General features: G+C 64.4%; 21 protein-coding genes. 7 read left to right on the top strand and 14 right to left on the bottom strand.

The window, feature by feature from the left end; genetic code table 11:
* Window positions 1–288: 288 nt before the first annotated feature.
* The 3 genes from IVB46_RS08685 to IVB46_RS08675 all read left to right on the top strand — a co-directional run bounded on the left by IVB46_RS08685 (window position 289) and on the right by IVB46_RS08675 (window position 3475).
* A complete protein-coding gene (locus IVB46_RS08685; RefSeq protein ID WP_247314394.1) occupies window positions 289–1590 on the top strand; it encodes a lytic murein transglycosylase in 1302 nt (433 codons plus the stop codon).
* Between the two features lie 107 nt (window positions 1591–1697).
* Window positions 1698–2201 (top strand): DUF1993 domain-containing protein, encoded by a 504-nt coding sequence (locus IVB46_RS08680; RefSeq protein WP_247314396.1) that lies wholly within the window; start codon window positions 1698–1700, stop codon window positions 2199–2201.
* A gap of 173 nt (window positions 2202–2374) precedes the next feature.
* Window positions 2375–3475 (top strand): alkene reductase, encoded by a 1101-nt coding sequence (locus IVB46_RS08675; protein ID WP_247314398.1) that lies wholly within the window; start codon window positions 2375–2377, stop codon window positions 3473–3475.
* Between the two features lie 222 nt (window positions 3476–3697).
* Here the strand turns inward: IVB46_RS08675 and IVB46_RS08670 are convergent, their stop codons facing one another.
* From IVB46_RS08670 to glpD, 7 genes are all read right to left on the bottom strand, one after another.
* The gene (locus IVB46_RS08670; protein WP_247314660.1) at window positions 3698–5440 is read right to left on the bottom strand and encodes an ABC transporter substrate-binding protein; all 1743 of its coding nucleotides are present in this window, start codon (window positions 5438–5440) and stop codon (window positions 3698–3700) included.
* 130 nt (window positions 5441–5570) lie between these two features.
* A complete protein-coding gene (locus IVB46_RS08665) occupies window positions 5571–5900 on the bottom strand; it encodes a DUF2160 domain-containing protein (protein ID WP_135216342.1) in 330 nt (109 codons plus the stop codon).
* A 10-nt stretch (window positions 5901–5910) separates the two neighbouring features.
* Window positions 5911–6717, bottom strand: a complete 807-nt coding sequence (locus tag IVB46_RS08660; protein ID WP_063985185.1) for a carbohydrate ABC transporter permease — start codon at window positions 6715–6717, stop codon at window positions 5911–5913.
* On the bottom strand, window positions 6717–7691 hold the full coding sequence (locus IVB46_RS08655) for a sugar ABC transporter permease (protein WP_247314400.1): 975 nt from the start codon (window positions 7689–7691) through the stop codon (window positions 6717–6719). The genes IVB46_RS08660 and IVB46_RS08655 overlap by 1 nt, the downstream gene beginning before the upstream one ends.
* The gene (locus IVB46_RS08650; RefSeq protein ID WP_063985187.1) at window positions 7691–8776 is read right to left on the bottom strand and encodes an ABC transporter ATP-binding protein; all 1086 of its coding nucleotides are present in this window, start codon (window positions 8774–8776) and stop codon (window positions 7691–7693) included. The genes IVB46_RS08655 and IVB46_RS08650 overlap by 1 nt, the downstream gene beginning before the upstream one ends.
* A 14-nt stretch (window positions 8777–8790) precedes the next feature.
* Complete coding sequence (locus tag IVB46_RS08645) at window positions 8791–9867, bottom strand: ABC transporter ATP-binding protein (protein WP_247314402.1); 1077 nt, start codon at window positions 9865–9867, stop codon at window positions 8791–8793.
* Window positions 9864–11414, bottom strand: coding sequence for a glycerol-3-phosphate dehydrogenase (gene glpD, locus IVB46_RS08640; protein ID WP_071916211.1), 1551 nt, complete (start codon window positions 11412–11414; stop codon window positions 9864–9866). Before glpD ends, IVB46_RS08645 begins: the two co-directional genes overlap by 4 nt.
* Before the next feature lie 264 nt (window positions 11415–11678).
* Here glpD and IVB46_RS08635 point away from each other — a divergent pair, with 264 nt between their 5' ends.
* Window positions 11679–11927: a type II toxin-antitoxin system prevent-host-death family antitoxin gene (locus IVB46_RS08635; RefSeq protein ID WP_247314404.1), complete on the top strand. Its 249-nt coding sequence runs from the start codon at window positions 11679–11681 to the stop codon at window positions 11925–11927.
* The gene (locus tag IVB46_RS08630) at window positions 11927–12343 is read left to right on the top strand and encodes a type II toxin-antitoxin system VapC family toxin (protein WP_247314406.1); all 417 of its coding nucleotides are present in this window, start codon (window positions 11927–11929) and stop codon (window positions 12341–12343) included. Before IVB46_RS08635 ends, IVB46_RS08630 begins: the two co-directional genes overlap by 1 nt.
* Before the next feature lie 3 nt (window positions 12344–12346).
* Here IVB46_RS08630 and IVB46_RS08625 read toward each other — a convergent pair whose 3' ends face one another.
* On the bottom strand, window positions 12347–13192 hold the full coding sequence (locus tag IVB46_RS08625; RefSeq protein WP_247314408.1) for a DeoR/GlpR family DNA-binding transcription regulator: 846 nt from the start codon (window positions 13190–13192) through the stop codon (window positions 12347–12349).
* Window positions 13193–13283: 91 nt separating this feature from the next.
* The gene (locus IVB46_RS08620; protein ID WP_247314410.1) at window positions 13284–13982 is read right to left on the bottom strand and encodes an HAD-IA family hydrolase; all 699 of its coding nucleotides are present in this window, start codon (window positions 13980–13982) and stop codon (window positions 13284–13286) included.
* Window positions 13983–14136: 154 nt separating this feature from the next.
* Here IVB46_RS08620 and IVB46_RS08615 point away from each other — a divergent pair, with 154 nt between their 5' ends.
* Both IVB46_RS08615 and IVB46_RS08610 read left to right on the top strand, forming a co-directional pair.
* Entirely contained in the window at window positions 14137–14604 is a 468-nt protein-coding gene (locus IVB46_RS08615; RefSeq protein ID WP_247314412.1) for a nuclear transport factor 2 family protein, read from the top strand.
* Between the two features lie 437 nt (window positions 14605–15041).
* A complete protein-coding gene (locus IVB46_RS08610; protein WP_014497450.1) occupies window positions 15042–15434 on the top strand; it encodes a nuclear transport factor 2 family protein in 393 nt (130 codons plus the stop codon).
* Window positions 15435–15701: 267 nt separating this feature from the next.
* Here the strand turns inward: IVB46_RS08610 and IVB46_RS08605 are convergent, their stop codons facing one another.
* The 5 genes from IVB46_RS08605 to IVB46_RS08585 all read right to left on the bottom strand — a co-directional run bounded on the left by IVB46_RS08605 (window position 15702) and on the right by IVB46_RS08585 (window position 22181).
* Window positions 15702–15893 carry a hypothetical protein gene (locus tag IVB46_RS08605; RefSeq protein ID WP_028134810.1) on the bottom strand — a complete coding sequence of 64 codons (192 nt, stop codon included), beginning with the start codon at window positions 15891–15893 and terminating at the stop codon, window positions 15702–15704.
* 220 nt (window positions 15894–16113) lie between these two features.
* A complete protein-coding gene (locus tag IVB46_RS08600; protein ID WP_071916217.1) occupies window positions 16114–16524 on the bottom strand; it encodes an acyl-CoA thioesterase in 411 nt (136 codons plus the stop codon).
* Between the two features lie 7 nt (window positions 16525–16531).
* Window positions 16532–18628 (bottom strand): 3-hydroxyacyl-CoA dehydrogenase NAD-binding domain-containing protein, encoded by a 2097-nt coding sequence (locus IVB46_RS08595; RefSeq protein WP_247314414.1) that lies wholly within the window; start codon window positions 18626–18628, stop codon window positions 16532–16534.
* 2 nt (window positions 18629–18630) lie between these two features.
* On the bottom strand, window positions 18631–19914 hold the full coding sequence (locus tag IVB46_RS08590; RefSeq protein WP_166350148.1) for an acetyl-CoA C-acetyltransferase: 1284 nt from the start codon (window positions 19912–19914) through the stop codon (window positions 18631–18633).
* Window positions 19914–22181, bottom strand: coding sequence for an acyl-CoA dehydrogenase (locus IVB46_RS08585; protein ID WP_247314416.1), 2268 nt, complete (start codon window positions 22179–22181; stop codon window positions 19914–19916). The genes IVB46_RS08590 and IVB46_RS08585 overlap by 1 nt, the downstream gene beginning before the upstream one ends.
* Between the last annotated feature and the right edge of the window lie 150 nt (window positions 22182–22331).

Here is a 22331-nt window from a genome sequence, read left to right as displayed (position 1 = left end):
TCAGGTAGGGATGACCCCGGCCCGGGTGCAAGGTTTCAAGGTGCGTCGCGGGGCCGCGGCTATGCCCAACATTGCATTTCCGTCATGCCCGGGCTTGTCCCGCCTGCGCGGCCGAAGCCGCTTCGGCGCGGCGAAGGCCCGGGCATCCACGTTCTTCCTCTACCCAAGGCCCGAAAGGCGTGGATGGCCGGGACAAGCCCGGCCATGACGAAGGGATGGTTTGAGGCGCTCAATTCACTTAAGCTTTAGCAAGATTCCACACGCGCCCTTCTCCCCGCCGGAAACCTCATGCTCCAGACCCGATTTGCGATCGCGGCCGCCGCTCTGCTCGCCTTCGCCCTCCCCGCCTCCGCCCAGTTCGCGCCACCACCCGCCAAGCCCATCGCGCCCAAAGCCACAACCCCGTCGCCGCGCGCGGCCTCGTGCCACAATGGCGCGAGCTTCGATCGCTTCCTGGCCGACGTGAAAAAGCAGGCCGTTACCGCCGGCGTGTCGCAGCGGACGATATCGGAAGCCTCGCCCTACCTCGTCTACGACCAGGGCATCGTCAATCGCGACCGCGGCCAGCGCGTGTTCGGCCAGCTCTTCACCGAATTTGCCGGCCGCATGGCCGCGCCCTATCGCATGCAGAACGGCCAGCAGCACATCAAGAGCCACGCGGCTGCGTTCGCACGCGCCGAAAAGGAATACGGCGTGCCGCCGGCGGTGATCGCCGCGTTCTGGGGCCTCGAGAGCGATTTCGGCGTCAACATGGGCAATCTGCCGACGCTGAAATCGTTGGTGTCGCTGGCCTATGACTGCCGCCGCTCGGAGATGTTCGTGAACGAGACCATCGCCGCGCTGAAGATCATCGACCGTGGCGATCTCACACCCGACGAGATGGTCGGCTCCTGGGCCGGCGAGCTCGGGCAGACGCAATTCCTGCCCGTGCATTACGTCAACTACGCCGTCGACTATGACGGCGACGGCCGGCGCGATCTCTTGCGCAGCGAGGACGACGTGATCGGCTCGACCGCGAACTACATCGCCAACGGATTGAAGTGGCGGCGCGGCGAGCCGTGGCTCGAAGAGATCAAGGTGCCGCAGAACCTGCCCTGGGATCAGACCGACCTCACGGTGCAGCAGCCGCGCGCGAAATGGGCGCAGTTGGGGGTCACCTATCCCGACGGCCGTCCGCTGCCAAACGACAATCTCGCGGCGTCCGTGCTGCTGCCGATGGGACGCAATGGACCTGCCTTCATGGCGTATGCGAATTTCGCGGCCTACACCGAGTGGAATAATTCGCTGATCTATTCGACCACCGCGGGTTATCTCGCCACCCGCATCGCGGGCGCGGCTCCGATGCGCAAGCCGGCCCAACCGGTCGCGCAACTGCCGTTCAACGAGCTGAAGCAATTGCAGCAGCTCCTGGTCCAGGCCGGCTTCAACGTCGGCAAGGTCGACGGCGTGCTGGGCCAGCAGAGCCGCGCCGCCGTGAAGGCGATGCAGATCAAATACGGCCTGCCCGCCGATTCCTGGCCGACCGCCGAGCTGCTCGCGCGGATGCGCGGCGGCACGGCCCAGGCGCAGCCGGCGGGGATGATCCGGTAGAATTTTCGCACCGCACAAGCCGCTCTCGCGATTGTAATTTTCCGTGATGCTCCCATGTGAGTGGCTCAGGTTTCTCCTGAGATTTCCCATTCACAAGCGAGCATCACATGTCCTTCCACGACGCCGTCGTCCCCGCGTACTTGCAAATGCTGAACAGCCTGACCGGCCTGCTCACCAAAGCCGAGGCGCATTGCGCGGCCAAAAAGATCGACCCGGGCGTCCTGCTCGGCTCGCGCCTCTTCCCGGACATGCTGCCGCTGTCGAAGCAGATCCAGCTCGCCAGCGATTTCGCCGCCAAGGGCTGCGCCAGGCTGACCCATAGCGAGGTGCCTTCGATGCCCGACACGGAAAAGACGTTTGAGGAGCTGAAGCAGCGGCTCGCCAGGACGATCGACTACGTGAAATCGTACAAGCCGGAGCAGTTCGAAGGCGCCGACACCAAGGACGTGACCTTCCCGGCGGGCCCGGACCGGACCATGACGCTCAAGGGCCAGCAGTTCTTCAGCGGGGTCTCGCTGCCGAACTTCTATTTCCACGCCACCACCGCCCACGGCATCATGCGTCACAACGGCGTCGAGATCGGCAAGCGCGATTTCCTCGGCGCGAACTGAGGGATCGCAGGCCGTGGCAGCGCAAACCCGCTGTCATGGCCGGGATTGCACATGAATCATGCTACGCGGGCCAGGCCGCGTAGCTCGCCTGCACTTTCCGTATGGCTCCTCCCTTGCGCTGATTGTCGCGATGCACAAGTGTTCGTGATCTGTCACCGCCTGGAAGCATTCCCATGAGCCGTCCGACCAAATTGCTAGAGACCTACAAGCTCGGCCCGATCACGCTGGCCAACCGCCTCGTGATGGCGCCGCTGACGCGCAACCGCGCCGCGCCCGGCACGTTCGTGCCGAGCCCGCTTGCCGCCGATTATTACGGCCAGCGCGCCTCCGCAGGTCTCCTGGTCACCGAAGCGAGCCAGATCTCACAGCAGGGCCAGGGCTACCAGGACACGCCCGGCATCTACAGCAAGGACCAGGTCGCCGGCTGGCGCAAGGTCACCGACCGCGTGCATGAGCGCGGCGGCAAGATCTTCATCCAGCTCTGGCATGTCGGCCGCATCTCGCATGTCGATCTCCAGGCCAATGGCGCAGCCCCGGTGGCGCCGAGCGCGATCCGCGCCAAGGGCAAGACCTTCGTCAACGGCACCTTCGCCGACGTCTCCGAGCCCCGCGCGCTCGAGCTGTCTGAAATTCCCGGTATCATCGACGACTTCAAGCGCGCCACGAAGAATGCGATCGAGGCCGGTTTCGACGGCGTCGAGATCCACGGCGCCAACGGCTATCTGCTCGACCAGTTCGCGAGGGACGGCGCCAACAAGCGCACCGACGCTTACGGCGGCTCCATCGAAAACCGCGCGCGGCTGATGCTGGAGGTCTCCAGGGCCGTCGCCGCCGAGGCCGGCGCCGACCGCACCGGCATCCGCATCTCGCCGGTGACGCCGGCCAACGATCTCTCCGACTCCGATCCGCAGGCCTTGTTCGATCACGTCGTCGACGGCCTCAGCGCGCTCAAGCTGGTCTATCTGCACGTTGTCGAAGGCGCCACCGGCGGCCCGCGCGACATCGCCCCGTTCGACTATGCGGGCCTGCGCAAGCGCTTCACCGGCGCCTACATCGCCAACAACGGCTACGACGTCGATCTCGCCACCAAGGTGCTGGACGCGAACGCAGCCGATCTCATCGCCTTCGGCAAGCCGTTCATCTCCAACCCCGACCTGGTCGAGCGGCTGAAGACGGGCGCGGCGCTGAACGATTGGGACAAGAACACGTTCTACGGCGGCGGCGCGAAGGGCTACACGGATTATCCGACTCTCGCGGCCGAGCCGGCGGAGTAAGGCTGCGCCGTCGCTCCATCCTCCGTCATTGCGAGGAGCTCGTGACAAAATTGCAAAGCAATTTTGCACTGTAGCGACGAAGCAATCCAGACTGCCTCCGTGGAAAGACTCTGGATTGCTTCGCTGCGCTCGCAATGACGATGCGGGGACAGCGCCTAACTCACCAAAAGAAAAAGGCCGGGATCGCTCCCGGCCTTTCGTGTTGATGACGCTACGCGCCGCTTACTTCGCTTCCGCGCGCTTGGGCGGGGACGCCGGCCACGACTTGATCAGCGTGTCGTAGTCGACCGTCTCACCCTTCGGCTTCTCGTTGGCGAGCTTGCGCTGCGGCGCGATGGTGCCGTCCTTCTGGGCCTTGGCGTACCAGAACTCGGCGGTCTCCTTCTTGTGCAGCTTCGGACCGCAGGCGCCCTGCACGCCGGACTTCTCGAGGCGCTCCATGACGGAGTCCTGAGCAGCCGCGAGTGCATCCATCGCGGCTTGCGGCGTCTTCGCACCGGACGACGCATCGCCGATGTTCTGCCACCAGAGCTGCGCGAGCTTCGGATAGTCAGGCACGTTGTTGCCGGTCGGGGTCCACTGCACGCGCGCGGGCGAGCGGTAGAACTCGATCAGGCCGCCGAGCTTCGGCGCACGCTCGGTGAACGACTTGTCCCAGATGTCGGATTCACGAATGAAGGTGAGACCGACATGGCTCTTCTTCAGCGACACCGTCTTGGAAACGATGAACTGGAGATAGAGCCAGGCCGCCTTGCGGCGGTCAGCCGGGGTCGACTTCAACAGCGTGAGCGAGCCGGCGTCCTGGTAGCCGAGCTTCATGCCTTCCTTCCAGTACGAGCCGTGCGGCGACGGAGCCATACGCCACTTCGGCGTACCGTCCGCGTTCATCACGGCGATGCCGGGCTTCACCATGTCGGCGGTGAAGGCGGTGTACCAGAACATCTGCTGGGCGATGTTGCCCTGCGCCGGCACGGGACCGGATTCGGAGAAGGTCATGCCCTGAGCCTGCGGCGGGGCATACTTCTTCATCCACTCCAGATACTTCGTGATCGAGTAGACCGCGGCCGGACCGTTGGTGTCGCCACCGCGATCGACCGAGGAGCCGACCGGACGGCAGCCTTCCATGCGGATGCCCCATTCGTCGACCGGCAGACCGTTCGGGATGCCCTTGTCGCCGTTGCCGGCCATCGACAGCCAGGCGTCGGTGAAACGCCAGCCGAGCGAGGGATCCTTCTTGCCATAGTCCATATGGCCGTAGACCTTGACGCCGTTGATCTCCTTGATGTCGTTCGTGAAGAACTCGGCGATGTCTTCATAAGCGGACCAGTTCACGGGCACGCCGAGCTCGTAGCCATACTTGGCCTTGAACTTGGCTTTGTAGTCCGGGTTGGTGAACCAGTCGTAGCGGAACCAATAGAGGTTCGCGAACTGCTGGTCGGGCAGCTGATAGAGCTTGCCGTCCGGCGCGGTGCCGAACGACTTGCCGATGAAGTCGTTGACGTCGAGTTGGGGATCGGTGACGTCCTTGCCCTCGCCGGTCATGTAGTCCGACAGTGCGATGGTCTGGCCGTAACGGAAGTGCGTGCCGATCAAGTCGGAGTCGTTGATCCAGCCGTCGTACACGTTCTTGCCGGACTGCATCTGGGTCTGCAGCTTCTCGACGACGTCACCTTCCTGGATGATGTCGTGCTTGAGCTTGATGCCGGTGAGCTCGGAGAACGCCTTTGCCAGCGTCTGCGACTCGTATTCGTGGGTCGCGATGGTCTCGGAGACGACGTTGATCTCCATGCCCTTGAAGGGCTCGGCGGCCTTGGCGAACCACTCCAGCTCCTTCTTCTGCTCGTCCTTTGACAGCGTCGAGGGCTGGAATTCCGCAATCCACTTCTGGATCGCGGCGTCGTCGGCGGCGCGGACCGGCGCCGAGACGGCGAACGACACCGCCACGATGGCGGCGGCGCTGGACATGGTCAGAAAGCTATTCTTGGTCAATGGACCTTTCCTTCTCCTAAACTGTCGCATGTTGTTCCTCCGTTGCAGCGACAAAATTTTATACAGGCCCGGGTTGCCCCCGGATCTGGCCGTCCCTTCGCGAGCTTCAGACCGTGCGAAAAATGAGCACGGCCGTGGCCAGCGAAATTCCACTTGCGAGCCAGAGGCTCGAAATCTCAAACCCTTCCTCGCCGATCGGCAGGGTGGCGAGTGTATCGGTGCCGGCGAAGGCGATCCACAGAAGGTGAATGACGGCCGCCGTGATCAGGGAGATGAAGAGGCGGTCGCCCCGCGTCGTCGGAATGCTGAGCACGCCGACGCGCTCGGCTTCGGGATAGACTGCGGCGAGGTACGTCATGACCGCGAGGGTGGAGGCGAGCGCCACGAAGAAGATCGCCGTCGGCAGCGTCCAGGCCATCCATGCAATAGATTCCATCGATGCCTCCCTAGACCCGACCGAGCGCGAAACCGCTCGCGATGTAATTGCGGACGAACCAGATCACGAGGGCGCCTGGGATGATGGTAAGCACGCCGGCCGCGGCCAGCAGGCCCCAGTCCATGCCCGCAGCCGAAACCGTACGCGTCATGATCGCCGCGATGGGTTTCGCCTGCACCGAGGTCAGCGTCCGCGCGAGCAGGAGCTCGACCCAGGAAAACATGAAGCAGAAGAAGGCGGCCACGCCGATGCCGCTCGCGATCAGCGGCACCAGGATCCTGATGAAGAAACGCGGAAAGGAATAGCCGTCGAGGAAGGCGGTCTCGTCGATCTCGCGTGGCACGCCGGAGACGAAGCCTTCGAGGATCCACACCGCCAGCGGAACGTTGAAGATGCAATGCGCGAGCGCGACCGCCCAGGGCGTATCGAACAACCCGATCGCCGAATAGAGGTTGAAGAACGGCAGCGCATAGACCGCGGCCGGCGCCATGCGGTTCGACAGCAGCCAAAAGAACAGGTGCTTGTCGCCGAGGAAGCGGTAGCGCGAGAACGCGTAGGCCGCGGGCAGCGCCACCGAGATCGAGATGATGGTGTTGAGGACGACGTATTTGAGCGAGTTGATGTAGCCGGAGTACCAGCTCTCGTCGGTGAAGATGCGCTTGTAATGCTGCAGCGTCGGCGCATGCGGCCACAGCGTCATCGTCGAGACGATTTCTGCGTTGGTCTTGAAGCTCATGTTGACGAGCCAGTAGATCGGCAACAACAGGAAGATCAGAAACAGCGCCATGATGACGCGGCGGCCGGGAATTGAGTGCATCAGGCCACTCCTTCCTTTGGCTTGAGTGCAGTCACGGGCTTGAGCACGGCCGAAGGCTTGAGCTCCGTCGCCGGCTCGGTCTCGGCCTGGACTTTGCGTTCGGCGCCGGCATTGGTCATGACGGTATAGAAGATCCAGCAGACGATCAGGATGATCAGATTATAGACCAGCGAGAGCGCCGCGGCCTTGCCGAGGTCGAACTGGCCGAGCGCGATCTTGACGAGCTCGATCGACACGAAGGTCGTCGAGTTGCCGGGTCCGCCACCCGTCACCACGAACGGCTCGGTGTAGATCATGAACGAGTCCATGAAGCGCAGCAGCACGGCAATCAGGAGCACGCGGTTCATCTTCGGCAGCTGGATCGCCTTGAACACGGCCCAGCGCGAGGCGCCGTCGATCTGAGCTGCCTGGTAATAGGCCTCGGGGATCGACTTGAGGCCGGCGTAGCACAGCAGCGCGACCAGGCTGGTCCAGTGCCAGACGTCCATCACGATGACGGTAACCCAGGCATCGACGGCGTTGGAGACGTAGTTGTAGTCGATGCCGATCGCATTGAGCACATAGCCCATCAGACCGATGTCGGGCCGGCCGAAGATCTGCCAGATCGTGCCGACCACGTTCCACGGAATCAGCAGCGGCAGCGCGAGGATGACGAGGCAGGCCGCCACCGTCCAGCCCTGACGCGGCATCGACAGCGCGATGACGATGCCGAGCGGCACCTCGATCGCGAGGATCACCATCGAGAAGAACAGATTGCGACCGAGCGAGGCGAGGAATCGGCCGCCGAGATCGGTCGAGGGATCGAGCAGCTCCTTGAACCAGCCGACGCCGTTCCAGAAGAACTGGTTGTTGCCGAAGGTGTCCTGCATCGAATAGTTCACGACCGTCATCAGCGGCAGTACCGCCGAGAAGGCCACGACCAGGAACACCGGCAGCACCAGGAACCAGGCTTTTTGGTTGACGGTCTTGTCCATCAGGCGGCTCCCTCCACCAGAAGGCTGTCGGCATAGACGTGGACATGCGCCGGATCGAACTTCAGCCCGGCGGTACCGTCCGCGCTGGTGAAGCCCGCCGGCGCGCGCGCCGCGATCTTGGCCTCGCCGATGCGGACGCGCGCGAAGCGGATGCGGCCGAGGTCGTCGATGCGGTCGATCTTCGCACTGAGCAATCCGGGTGCGGGCGCGACGGCGTCGACAAACTCCGGACGCACGCCGATCTCGATCTTGGCGCCGGCAGGCAGGCTGTCATAGCTGCGGTTGAGCGCGATGACATTCCCGCCGATGCGCGCCTCGCGACCCTTCACCTCGGCCGGCAGGATGTTCATGCCGGGCGAGCCGATGAAATAGCCCACGAAGGTGTGCGCCGGCTTGTCGAACAGCTCGGCGGGCGTGCCGCTCTGCACCACGCGGCCATCATGCATGACGACAACGGTGTCGGCGAAGGTCAGCGCCTCCGTCTGGTCGTGGGTGACGTAGATCATCGTCAGGTCGAGCTCGCGATGCAGCGCCTTCAGCTTGGAGCGGAGCTGCCATTTCAGCTCGGGGTCGATCACGGTCAGCGGCTCGTCGAACAGCACGGCGGCGACGTCGGAGCGGACCAGGCCGCGGCCGAGCGAGATTTTTTGCTTGGCATCCGCCGTGAGGCGCGTCGCCTTGCGATTGAGATAGGGCTCAAGGTCGAGCAGGCGGCCGATCTCGGCGACGCGCTTGTCGATCTCGGCCTTCGGCACGCCGCGGTTCTTAAGCGGGAACGCCAGGTTCTGCCCCACCGTCATGGTGTCGTAGATCACCGGAAACTGGAACACCTGGGCGATGTTGCGCTTCTGGGTTGACAGCGGTGTGATGTCCTGGCCGTCGAACAGGATTTTCCCCCGCGACGGCGTGATGATGCCGGAGATGACGTTGAGCAGCGTGGTCTTGCCGCAACCGGACGGGCCGAGCAGCGCGTAAGCACCGCCCTGCCGCCAGGTCATGGTCACCGGCTTCAGCGCAAAGCTGTCCTGCGGCGCATCATTGCCGCCGTAAGAGTGGGCGAGATCGACGAGGTCAATGCGGGCCATGTCGCATCTCCCCCTTACGAGCTCGGCGCGGCGACCAGACGGTCGGCCGCGTCGAAGACGAAGATATCATTGGGATCGAGCACGGCATCGATGGTCTGGCCGGGCTCAAACTCGTGCACGCCGTGCAGCACTGCCACCCAGTTCGATCCGTCGCGGGTCAGATGCACAAAACTCTCCGAACCGGTGATCTCGGTCACCGTCACCGTGGCGTGGAAGGCGTGGCGGTCGGTCTCGCCATTGGCGAGGGCGAGCTGATGCGCGCGGAAGCCGACGCGATAGGCGCCGTCGGCGAGCGATGAATAGAGCCCGGAGGCCGGCGCGGCGATGCCGCCTGCATATTGCACAGAGCCGTTCTTTTTCTCGATGCCGACGAGGTTGAGCGGCGGATCGGAGAACACCTGAGCGACACGCAGCGACTGCGGACGGCGGTAGACGTTCGGCGTCTCGCCGATCTGGAGCGCCTGCCCCTCCCACATGCAGACCGTGTTGCCGCCGAGCAGCAGCGCCTCGGTCGGCTCGGTCGTGGCATAAACGAAGATCGCGCCGGACGCCTCGAAGATGCGCGGCAGCTCGGTACGCAGCTCCTCGCGCAGCTTGTAGTCGAGATTGGCGAGCGGTTCGTCGAGCAGCACGAGATCGGCGCCCTTCACCAGCGCGCGCGCCATCGCGGTGCGCTGCTGCTGGCCGCCGGAGAGCTGGAGCGGCGTGCGTTTCAGGAACGGCTCGAGCCGGAGCAGCCGCGCGGCTTCCGCCACGCGCTTCTCGATCTCTTCGCGCGGCTTGCCCTGCACGCGCAAGGGCGAAGCGATGTTCTCGTAGACCGTGAGCGAGGGGTAGTTGATGAACTGCTGATAGACCATCGCGACCGAACGCTTGCGCACGTCGACACCGGTGACGTCCTTGCCGTTGACCAGCACCTTGCCCGTCGTCGGCTTGTCGAGGCCGGCGAGCAGCCGCATGATCGAGGTCTTGCCTGACAGCGTCGGCCCGAGCAGCACGTTAAGCGTGCCGCTCTCGAGCGTCAGCGAGACGTCGCGGATGTGCGGTATCCCCTCGACGGTCCGGGTCACATGATCGAGCGTCACGGTCATGAGCGTCCTCCCGCTTCCAGCAGGGGACTTTGCGGCACAGCGTGGGTTGCAATCCAGTCGTTCAATGCAGCAACCTCGTCGGCAGATAGTCGCAGGCCAAGTTTGGAGCGGCGCCAGACGATGTCTTCCGCCGTGACCGCCCATTCATTGGCCATGAGGTAGCGGACCTCGCGTTCGGTCAGTGTCGCGCCGAAGGCCTGGCCGAGATCGGCGGCCGACTTGGCATCGCCAAGCAGCTTGATGGCGCGGGTACCATAGGCGCGCGCGAGGCGCCGCGCATGCTCATGGCTGAGGAAGGGATAGCCGCGCTGGAGTTCGGCGATCAGGCCGTCGACGTCGGACACGCCCATGTCGCCGCCGGGCAGCGGCCATTTGCCGGTCCAGCCTTCGCGCGCTTTCGCACTGCGAAGATAGGGTGCGAGCCGTTCCAGTGCCTCTTCGGCGAGCCGGCGGTAGGTCGTGATCTTGCCGCCATAGATCGAGAGCAGCGGCACGCCGCCGGGTGTGTCGAGCTCGAACACGTAGTCGCGCGTCGCGGCCTTGGCTTCGCTGGCGCCGTCGTCATAAAGCGGTCGCACGCCGGAATAGGTCCAGACCACGTCCGCTGAAGTCACCGGCTTGGCCAGATATTCGCTCGCGGCGGCGCAAAGGTACTCGATCTCTTCGGGCGTCGCCTTCACCTTGGCGGGATCGCCGTCATAATCGCGATCGGTGGTGCCGATCAGCGTGAAATCGTCCTGGTACGGAATCACGAAGATGATGCGGCCGTCGGCGTTCTGGAACATGTAGGCGCGGTCGTGGTCGTAGAGCTTTTTGACTACGATGTGCGACCCCTGCACCAGGCGCACCTTGGCCTTCGCGTTCACGCCGGCGCCGCGGCCGAGCACATCCTCGACCCAGGGGCCGCCGGCATTGACCACCGCGCGGGCCTGGACCTGCGAACGCTCGCCGGTCAGCGTGTTGACCATGCTGACGGTCCAGATGCCGCCGGACTGCTTGATATCCGTCGCGCGGGTGCGGGTGCGGATCTCGGCGCCCTTGTCGGCGGCATCGCGTGCGTTGAGCACGACGAGACGGGCGTCGTCGACGAAGCAGTCGGAATATTCGAACGCGCGGCTGTAGCGGTTCGGGATCAGCGGACGACCAACCTCGTCGCGCCTGAGATCGACCGAACGCGTCGCCGGCAACAGGTGCCGGCCGCCGATATGGTCATAGAGGAAGAGGCCGAGGCGCAGCAGCCAGGCCGGGCGCAGGCCGGCGTGATGCGGCAAAACGAAACGCAGGGGACGGATGATATGGGGCGCGATGCCCCAAAGGATCTCGCGCTCGATCAGCGCCTCGCGGACCAGGCGAAACTCGTAATATTCGAGATAGCGCAGGCCGCCATGCACCAGCTTGGTCGACCAGGACGAGGTCCCGCTCGCCAAATCGTTCATTTCGCACAGGAAGACCGTGTTGCCACGGCCCACTGCGTCGCGCGCGATGCCGCAGCCGTTAACACCGCCTCCGATAATGGCGAGGTCGAAAATACGCTCCAACAGACGCATCCCCCGGCGACCGCTCGTTCCTTCGAGCGACTACTTTCGTTTTTGATTAGATCACACCGAAAAACGAAAGCAAGATGAAAGAGAGGCGAAAGGAAGTGAAAGAGGAACTTTTTTAACGCCAATGCGGCGGAGAAATCGGCAAGCGAACGGGCACGTTTGGAGGCAAAAGGCTCGATCGAACAGCACCGCAGGACTTGAATGTAGCAACATGCCTACATATAATTTTGGCCAGCAAGGCATTGCCACGGCGAGAAGGCCCTTACGATGGTGACCACGCTGACCAGCCGGGAATTCAACCAGGATACGAGCGGCGCCAAGAAAGCGGCCTCGCAGGGGCCCGTCTTCATTACGGATCGCGGCCGCCCTGCCCACGTCCTGCTGACCATCGAGGATTATTTGCGCCTGAGCGGCGGGCACATGAGCCTTGCCGAAGCCCTTGCGCAGGCGAACGCGGACTTCGATTTCGATCCGCCTCGCATGGCAGGCGGGATTAAGACTGCCGATCTCGACTGATGTTTCTGCTGGACACCAATGTCATTTCCGAACTGAGGCGACCGAACAAAGCTGATCGCAATGTCGTCGCCTGGGCCAATGCAATTCCCGCGGCGAATTTTTTCATATCCGTCATCTCGATTCTCGAAATCGAACTGGGTGCGCGCCTGATCGAGCGCAAAGACGCGGTCCAAGGTGCCGTTTTGCGCACGTGGATCGACGATCACATTCTTGCCCGCTTCGAGGGGCGGATCATGGCTATCGATACGGCCGTGGCACAGCGCTGTGCACAACTTCACGTTCCCAACCCGCGGGCCGAACGCGACGCCCTCATCGCAGCGACCGCGCTTGTTCACGGCTTGACCGTTGTTACGCGCAACGTGGGGGATTTCGAACCAACGGGCGTGACGCTGCTCAACCCGTGGAGCGGCGCATAGGCCTTAGCGCAGCCGCACCACCGGCGCGGCTTCCGGTGCCGCATCCTGAGCATCGGCCTGCGAGTCATCGATATCCGCCCCCTTCGGCATCGCCGCCATCACCTCGATGCCCTTGCTGTGGCAGATGGTGGCGAGGCGCTCGGGCAGCTCCTGGTCGGTGACGAAGGTCTGGATCTGGGTGATATGGGCGATGCGCACCGGCGCGCTGCGGCGCAGCTTGGTGGAGTCGGCAACCAGCATGACGCTGCGGGCATTGGCGATGATGGCTTGCGCCACCTGCACCTCGCGATAGTCGAAGTCGAGCAGCGCGCCCTCCTCGTCGATCGCGGACGCCCCGATGATGGCGTAGTCGACCTTGAACTGGCCGATGAGCTGCGTCGCGGTCGAGCCGACCACCGCGCCGTCGGCACGCCGCACCGTGCCGCCGGCGACCACCACCTCGATGCGGGGATGGCGGTAGAGCAGCATCGCGACGTTGAGATTGTTGGTGATGACGAGGAGGTCCTCGTGCGAGGTCAGCGCGCTCGCCACCTCCTCGGTCGTGGTGCCGATATTGATGAATAGCGAGCAGCCGTTCGGGATCAGCGAGGCGGCCGCAGCCCCGATCGCCTTCTTCTCGTCGGCAGCGACGAACCGCCTCGCCTCGTAGGCGAGGTTTTCGACGCCGGAGGCGATGATGGCGCCGCCGTGGATGCGAGTCAGCGAGCGGCGCTCGCAGAGATCGTTGAGATCCTTGCGGATGGTCTGCGCCGAGACCTCGAACCGGCGCGCGAGCTCCTCGACCATGACGCGCCCCGAGGCGCGCGCGATGTTGAGGATTTCGGCTTGGCGATGGGTCAATCCGGTCACGGCGATGGCCTCAAATCAGGAAAGCGCATGGTGCGGCGGTTCGCACGTTCGGTCAATGCGCTCAGCGATCACGGTTAACGGACAAAGCCTCTCACCATGCCATCGCGGCGGCGAGACGCGCGAGCAGTTCCGGATCGTCGAACGCGCTGGCGGAGGCAACCGCGCCGGCGCCAACAAGGTCGGCATGGCTGAGGCTCGTCCGGATGCCGATGGTCGGAATGCCGGCGGCCGTCGCCGACTGCACGCCGGAGCGGGAATCCTCGAACGCGATCGAAGCCGTCGCGCTGCCGCCGACGAAACGCAACCCCTCCTGATAGGGCAGCGGGTGCGGCTTGCCGTGCGGCAGCTCGTCGCCGATCACAAGCGCCCTGAAGCGGTGCGTGATGCCGAGACCGGAGAGCAACAGCTCGGCATTCAGACGCGGCGCGTTGGTCACGGCGACCATGGGAATGCCGGCGGCATCCGCGCGGTCGAGCAGCACCATCAGACCCGGAAGCGGCTCGATCTGTCCGGCGACAAGTGTGCGGAAGACGACCTCCTTCTCTCCGAGGATCACGGCGCGCCGTTCCACGGTTTCGTCGGGCAGAAAGCGCTCGCCGATCGACGCATTGGCGAAGCCTTGCAGCTCCCTCGAAAAGCGCGCGTGATCGAACACATGGCCCAGCGGCCCAAGCACCTGGTTGAACGCCTTGAGGTGCAGCGGGTCGGTGTTGGCCAGTGTGCCGTCGATGTCGAACAGCAGCGCCCTGCCCGTCACTTGCCCCTGCGCCTGCCCTTTGGCCTCGATCATTTCCGTACTTTCCCGAATGCACGATGCATCAATGCGAAACACGTATCAATGCAGCCCCGATCGCGCAATGACGCATCGACATGACCGCCACGCGACACTCGACAAAGTCGCGCGCGGCTGCAACACTCCGCGCAAGACCAAAAAGGAGGAAACTATGACGATCAACCGACGCGATCTGGCTCTCTCGACTCTTGCCGTCTCAACCCTTGCCGTCTCCGCGCTTGCTCTCGCAGCACCGGCGTTGGCGGCCGCGGCGGATGAGGAAGCCGTGGCGAAAAAGGTCGAGGCCTTCCGCCTTGCCCAGATCGCGGCCGATCCCAAGGCGCTCGGCGCGCTCTGCGCCGACGAGGTGAGCTACAGCCATTCCAACGGCAAGGTCGAGGACAAGGCGACCTTCGTCACCAACGCCACCGACGGCAAATCAAAATTCCTGTCGATCGAGTACAAGGACCCGACCATCAAGGTCGTCGGCCCCGCCGCGATCGTGCGCTTCCACTGGATGGGCGAACAGGAAATGGCGGCCGATGGGAAAAAAGTATCGACCAATCTTCATATCCTGATGAACTGGCAGAAGCAGGGCGACGATTGGAAGCTGCTGTCCCGGGCGGCAACGAAGTTGTAATTGGCGCTCTTACCCTCTCCCCCTGTGGGAGAGGGTGGCATAGGCGGCCTTCGGCCGCCGTTCTTGAGAACGCCGATGCTTTGCATCGGCTATGGCGCCAGCGGCGAGACGGGTGAGTCCCTCCGCGAGCAGACCTCTCACAATTGAATTCGCAGATTCAGGCTCCCCTCATCCGACGCTATAGCCGAAGCTTTGCTTCGGCGTTCTCTTAGCAACGGCCGCCGAAGGCGGCCTATGCACCTTCTCCCACATCCGCCTTCGCCAGGGCTTCGGCGGACATGAGGGGAGAAGAAAGAAGGCCGCAGCATCAAATTCCGACCACGCTTTGCGCGTCAGAAATCGCGCCACCTCTCGCAATGCAGCGTATTGCGACCTGACGCTCGACAAAATCAAGTGCGGCTGCAACAGTGGGCGCAAGATCAAGAACGGAGGACACGATGACACTGAATCGCGATCATGCCGCCATAACGGACCACGAGGCGGTGGCAAGAAACGTCGAGGCATTTCGTCTCGCCCAGATCGCGGCCGACCCGAAAGCGCTCAGCGCGCTATGCGCGGATGATCTGAGCTACAGCCACTCCAACGGCTTCCTCGAGGACAGGGCGGCCTTCGTCGCCAACGCCACCGACGGCAAGACGGAGTTCCTGTCGATTACGTACAAGGACCCGACCATCAAGATCGTCGGCCCCGTCGCGATCGTGCGCTTCCATTGGCTGGCCGAGATGATGACCGGCGGACAGAAAGTGGCAAACAGCCTTCATATCCTGATGAACTGGCTGAAGCAGGGCGACGATTGGAAGCTGTTGTCACGCTCCGCGACGAAGTTGTGATCGACGCTCTTACCCCCTCCCCCTGTGGGAGAGGGTGGCTCGCCGCGACAGCGGCGAGACGGATGAGGGGTTGCCCCCGCCGGCGACCCTCTCACGATTGAATTCGCGGAAACAACCCCTCATCCGGCGCTTCGCGCCACCTTCTCCCACATCCGCCTTCGCCAAGGCTTCGGCGGACATGAAGGGAGAAGGAAAAGGCAGCGGCATCAAGGGCTGCAAAAAATTCCGACCACGCTTTGCGCGTCAGAAATCACCAGCGGAAGGCGCCTACGCCGCTTCCTTCACATCGCCGTTAACCAGCTTGCGCGCGGCACGCTCGGCTTCGCGTGCGTTGCGGAAAAGCTGGCCTTCAAGGCGATTGAAGCGGTGCGACGAGGCGAAGAAACAATAGCCTCCCTGAGAACGAACGACGATACCTGCGGTTTGCGAGTCGACTTCGATAATGTAGCTGTCCGGCATGGTCCGTGGATTCCTCAGTGCGGGCAAATAACGGCAATCCTGCCCAAAGGTTCCTGAGCATTTGAGGCCGTCTCCACCCCGAATCGACACGCAATTGAGTACGCCGGGACCTCATCCGTTTTATGACTTGTTCTTGGCGAAGCCGCGACGCGATGACTCAGTCGCGCCGCGTTTGGCGTGCCGCAAGTTTGCGTGAGATGGGGCAGAGCGTCGCGCGCGATTACGTCGCGATCGGCGGATCGTTGCGCTGGATCGCTTGCGGACGGCCGTCATCATCGATCGAGACGTAGGTGAAATGTCCGTCGGTGACGAGGATCGGCTGGAGCTCCCTGCGCCGCAGCGCCCAGGCCTCGAGATGCACGGTCATCGAGGTGCGGCCCATGCGGACGAGATTGGCATAGACCGAAACGAGATCGCCGACATAGACCGCTTTGCGAAAATTCATCGCCTCGATCGCCACGGTGACCGTGCGCGACCTCGCGAGCTTCGATGCGAATACGCCGCCGCCGACATCCATCTGGCTGAGCAGCCAGCCGCCGAAGATGTCACCGTTGGCATTGGTGTCGGCGGGCATTGCCAGCGTGCGGATGCAGAGATCGCCGCGCGGCTCGGTGTCGGACGTTTCGGTCATGTCGGTCTCACCTAAAATTGTCCCAGCCCGGATCGGGCGCAAAGCGCCCGCCGAATCGCTCGGCCAGCGCGCGCAGGGTGGATACGACATTTTCCACGCCGCGCGTGCGCGCGTAGTTCAGCGGACCGCCGCGAAATGGTGCGTATCCGGTGCCGAAGATCATGGCGCCGTCGACCGCATCGGCATCGTCGACGATACCTTCTCGAAGCGCCGCGACGCAGACATTGGACATCGGCAGCACCAGGCGGTCGATCATCTGGTCGGTGACGCGCGGGCCGGTCTCGGACAACGGCGCCTTCTCCGCCTTGCCGTCCTTCCAGGTGTAAAAACCCTTGCCGGTCTTGCGGCCAAGCTCGCCCTTGGCGACCTTCTCGCGCAGCCAGGCGGGTGTCGGCGGGAGGAGATCGCCGAACTTGGTACGCAGCATGTCGCCGACGTCGAGGCAGATGTCGAGCCCGACCTGGTCGGCGAGCTCGATCGGCCCCATCGGCATGCCGAACTGCTCGGCCGCCGCGTCGATCAGGCGCTGGTCGATCCTCTCGTCCAGCATCACCATCGCCTCCAGCATGTAGGGCGTCAGCGCACGGTTGACGAGGAAGCCGGGCGAGCTCTTCACGGAGAGCGGCAGACGGTCGATCGCGCCGACGAAGGCGAGCGCCTCCTTCAGCACCTGCGCGTCGTTGCCGTCATGGCTGACGACTTCGACCAGCTGCAGCCGCGACACCGGGTTGAAGAAGTGCAGGCCGACGAGACGATCGGGCCGCGCCAGCGTGGTGCGCAGATCCTGGAGCGGAATGCTCGACGTGTTGGTCGCAAGGATCGCGCCCGGCTTCATTCGCGGCTCTAGGCCCGCATAGACCTTCTGCTTCAGCTCGAGCTTTTCCGGCACCGCCTCGATGATGAGATCGGCGTTGCGAACGCCCTCGCCGTTCATGTCGGGGACCAGACGATCCAGCGCGTCGCGCACCTCGGTCGGCTTGCGGATGATCTTGCCGTAGAGCTCGGCGGCACGCTTCAACGCGCCGCCGATCGGCTCCGCCTTCATGTCCGCGAGCGAGACGCGCAGCCCCTGCCCCGCACACCAGGCCGCGATATCACCGCCCATGGCGCCGGCGCCGATGACGTGAACATGTTTGACCGAATTGCCGTTGCCGGCCGCCTTCTTCATCTGCTCGCGCAGGAAGAACACGCGGATCAAATTCTGCGCCGTCGGCGTCACCATCAGCCTGGCGAACGAGGCCTGCTCGGCCTTCAGCATCGCGGCCTTGCTGCCGCCATGGGTCTCCCAGAGATCGATCAGCGCGTAAGGCGCCGGATAATGCTCGCGGGGCGCGGCCTTTGCCGCCTCCGAGCGCATGCGCCTGGCCAGCAGCCCGCGCACGGGACCGAAATTCGCTGCGTGAGTCAGAGGGCCCGGACGCGTCCGCTTCAAACGGCCGAACAGCGCATCCTTCACCGCGTTACGGACGTGGCGCTCCTGCGTCACGGTATCGACGAGGCCGAGCGATCTGGCGCGGCGCGCATCGATGGTGCGGCCGGTCAGCATCAGCGCCATCGACTGGGTCGGGTTCACCAGCGCGGTGAAGCGCGCGGTGCCTCCGAGGCCGGGATGCAGGCCGAGCATCACCTCCGGGAAGCCGAAGCGCGCGCCATCGATTGCAATGCGCGACTGGCAGGCCAGCGCGACCTCCAGCCCGCCGCCGAGGCAGAAGCCGTGGATGACCGCGACCGTCGGCAGCTTCAGCGCTTCCAGGTGATCGACCACGGCATGCGCAGCGCGAATGCGTGTCTCGACCATCTCGGGATCGCTGGCACCGCGGAATTCGTTGACGTCGGCGCCGGCAATGAAGCCGGACGGTTTTGCCGAGCGAATCACGAGGCCTGCGGGACGTTCGGTCTCGATCGCCGCGAGCACGGCATCGAACTCCTCCATCACGTCCGAGGACAGCGTGTTGGCGCTGGCATCTGCGCGGTCGAACAGCAGCCAGGCGACGCCGTCGGCATCGCGCGTCAGCTTGAAGTGCTTGTAGGGGCTGTCGGTCGCGGGCCTGGGCCCAAGCTCCAGCACGCGGTCGCCGAGCGCGGTCATGATCCTGGAATCCATGGTCACACCGCCTCGATCAGCATGGCGCCGCCGAGCCCGCCGCCGATACATTCGGTCGCAACGCCGCGGCGCGTGCCGAGCCGTTTCATCGCATTGACGAGATGCAGCACGATGCGGTTGCCGGAGGTGCCGACGGGATGGCCGAGCGAGATGGCGCCGCCATCGACGTTGAGCCTGTCACGGTCGATCTCGCCGGCCGCGCCGTCGAGGCCCAAGATGTCGCGACAGAATTTGTCGTCGTTCCAGGCGGCTAGACAGCCGAGCACCTGCGTCGCGAAGGCCTCGTTCAGCTCCCAGGTCTCGACGTCCTTGACGGTGAGGTCGTTGCGTTGAAGGAGCGGCGTCGCGGACATCACGGGACCCAGCCCCATGATGCTGGGATCGAGCGCCGCCCAGTGGCTGTCGACGATGACAGCCTTCGGCGTCAGTCTGTGCTTTGCGACCGCCGCGTCGGAGGCGAGGATCACCCAGGAGGCACCGTCGGTGATCTGCGACGAATTGCCGGCGGTGACCTGGCCCCAGGGGCGCTCGAACACCGGCCGCAGCTTTGCGAGCGTCTCGGCCGTCGAGTCCGGCCGCACGCCGTCGTCATGGTCGAAGAATTTTCCGTCGCGGGAGAACGCTGTCTCGACCTCGCCCTTGAGAAAACCTTCGGCCTGCGCATGCGCGAGCCGGCGATGACTCTCGGCGGCATAGGCGTCGGACTGTGCCCGCGTGATGCCGAAGAGATGGCCGACGACCTCGGCGGTCTGGCCCATGTTCAAGTCGGTGATGGGATCGGTCAGACCGCGCTCGAGCCCGATGATCGGCTTGAGATAGCGCGGCCGCAGCTTGAAGGCGGCAGCGAGCTTCGCGGCCACGCCCTTGGCGGTGGCAAGGCCGGCGAACCAGCGCACACCGGAGTTCGGCCAGACCAGCGGCGCGTGGCTCAGCGCCTCGGTGCCACCGGCGAGGACCATGTCGGCATGGCCCTCGCGGATGTAGCGGTAGGCCGTGTCGATCGACTGCATGCCGGAGCCGCAATTGATCTGCACGGTGAAGGCGACCATGTCCTCGCCCATGCCGAGCCGGAGCGCGGCGACGCGGGCCGGGTTCATCTCGTCCGCGATCACGTTGACGCAGCCGAGAATGACCTGGTCGAAATCATCGGGTGAAAACGGCTGACGCGCCAGCAGCGGCCGGCCGCATTGCACGGCGAGATCGACCGGCGTGAACGGTCCCGGCCCCGAACGCGCTTTGAGAAACGGCGTCCGGCTGCCGTCGACGATGAAAACCGGTCGTGCCATCAGCTCGCCGCCCTCTGTTCACCGAGTTCCTGGAAGAACTGATGCACATCTCCGGTTTTCTTGTAAATCGGCGACAGCGCTTCCGGCGCAAAATCATCGACCTCGATCACTTTTGTGACGGCCTCGTGAGCGGCAGCAAGCTGCTCGCCTTCGGCCTGCGTGATCACGCCCTTGGTGACGGCATCCTTCCAGTCGCGGATGTGCGCGGCACGCATGCGCTTGGCGATCGCATCGGTGCCCGCGACCAGCTTGAACGCGCGCTCCAGCCGGGCAAAGCCGCCGTCGTCGTCGACATGGGCGAGATCCGGCGTGAGACGCTCGCGCGCGGCCGATGGCTCCAGTACGAGGCTGGCGCATTGGTGCACGACGCGGTCGGACGGGCCGAGCACCCGCGCGCCGAAGGGCTGGACCACGAGCTTGAGGATTAAAGCGACAAAACGGTTGGGCAAATTGGCGAGGATTTCGGCAAGCCGGTTCTCGATGGTCTTGAAGCCGGTCGCCATGCACCATTCGAGCGCGGCAAAATCCTCTTTCTGGCGGCCCTCGTCCTGCCAGCGTTTCAGCGCGGCCGAGAGCAGATAGAGCTCGGAGAGGATGTCGCCAAAGCGCGCCGACAGCATCTCCTTGCGCTTGAGCGCGCCGCCGAGCGTGAGCAGCGCCATGTCGGCGCAGAGCGCAAAGGCCGCAGAGTAGCGCGCGAGCTGGCGGTAGAATGGCGTTGCATCGCCCGCATCCGGCGCAAGCGCGAAGGCGCCGAAGCTCCAGCTGCGGCCGAACGCACGCAACAGCGTCTGGAAGCTATGGCCGGCATGTTTCCAGAACGCTTTGTCGAACGCGGCGAGCCCGCGCTCGCGATTCGTGTCCGCAAGCGCGTTCATCTCGTCGAGCAGATAGGGATGCGCGCGGATCGCGCCCTGCCCGAACACGATAAGATTGCGGGTCAGGATGTTGGCGCCCTCGACCGTGATACCAACAGGCACGGCGCGGTGCAGATTGCCGAGATAGTTTTGCGGACCGTCGATCACGGCCTTGCCGCCATGGATGTCCATGGCGTCGTCGACCGCGGTGCGCATCCGCTCGGTCGCGTGCAGCTTCATGATGCCGGAGATGACGGCGGGATGGATGCCGGCATTCAGCGCCGCGCAGGTCAGCCGGCGTGCCGCGTCGAGCTGGTAGGCGGTGGCGACGATGCGCGCGAGCGGCTCCTCGACGCCCTCGAATTTGGAGATGGAGATGCCGAACTGCTCGCGGATGCGGGCATAGGCGCCGGTGGTGCGGGCGGCATAGGCGGCACCGGCCGCCGATAGCGACGGCAGCGAGATGCCGCGGCCGGCGGCGAGCGCCGTCATCAGCATCTTCCAGCCCTGCCCGAGTCTCTCCTTGCCGCCGATGACATAGTCGAGCGGGATGAAGACGTCGTGGCCCCAGTTCGGGCCATTTTGGAACACCTGCATCGACGGCAGATGACGATGGCCGATCTTGACGCCGGGCAGATTGGTCGGGATCAGCGCGACGGTGATGCCGAGCTCTTCCTGGCTGCCCACGAGATGATCAGGATCGTAGGCCTTGAAGGCGAGCCCGAGCAGCGTCGCGACGGGGCCGAGCGTGATGTAGCGCTTGTGCCAGTTGAGCCTTAGGCCAATGACCTCGCGGCCCTCGAAATCGCCCTTGCAGATGATGCCGGTGTCGACCATCGAGGCGGCGTCGGAGCCGGCTTCGGGGCTGGTGAGGCCGAAGCAGGGAATGTCGCGGCCGTCGGCAAGGCGCGGCAACCAGCGCTCCTGCTGCTCCTTCGTGCCGAAGCGCATCAGGAGCTCGCCGGGGCCGAGCGAGTTCGGCACCATCACGGTGACGGCCGCCGCGATCGAGCGGGTCGAGATCTTGCGCACCACTTCCGAATGGGCATAGGGCGAGAAGCCGAGACCACCGAATTCCTTCGGAATGATCATGCCGAAGAATTTCTCACGCTTGACGAAGTGCCAGACGTCTGGCGGCAGGTCACGCCATTCCCAGAAGATCTTCCACTCGTCGAGCATGGCGCAGAGCGCGTCGACCGGGCCGTTGAGAAAGGCCTGCTCCTCGGGGGTCAGCGTCGCCTGAGGCACCTTCAGCAGCTTCGACCAATCGGGGTTGCCGGTGAAGAGATCGGCATCCCACCAGACGTCACCGGCCTCCAGCGCCTCGCGCTCGGTGTCGGACATCGCCGGCAGCACGCCGCGCGCCCAGGAGAAGATCGGCTTTGTGATGGTGTCGCGGCGGAAGCTCATGGCTGACCTCATGCATCGGCGCGGTTATCGGCATTTTAGCGGAAAGTGGCCGGGGTAAGTGAACACTTCGCGAGCAAAAAGACGCGAATTGACGCGGCCGGACTGATCTGATCCAGGTTAAGCCACTCTCTCCGCATCGTCATTCCGGGG

The sequence above is a fragment of the Bradyrhizobium sp. 61 genome, from assembly GCF_023073075.1.
GTDB lineage: Bacteria > Pseudomonadota > Alphaproteobacteria > Rhizobiales > Xanthobacteraceae > Bradyrhizobium > Bradyrhizobium barranii.
This window is presented reverse-complemented; position numbering and strand designations above follow the sequence as displayed.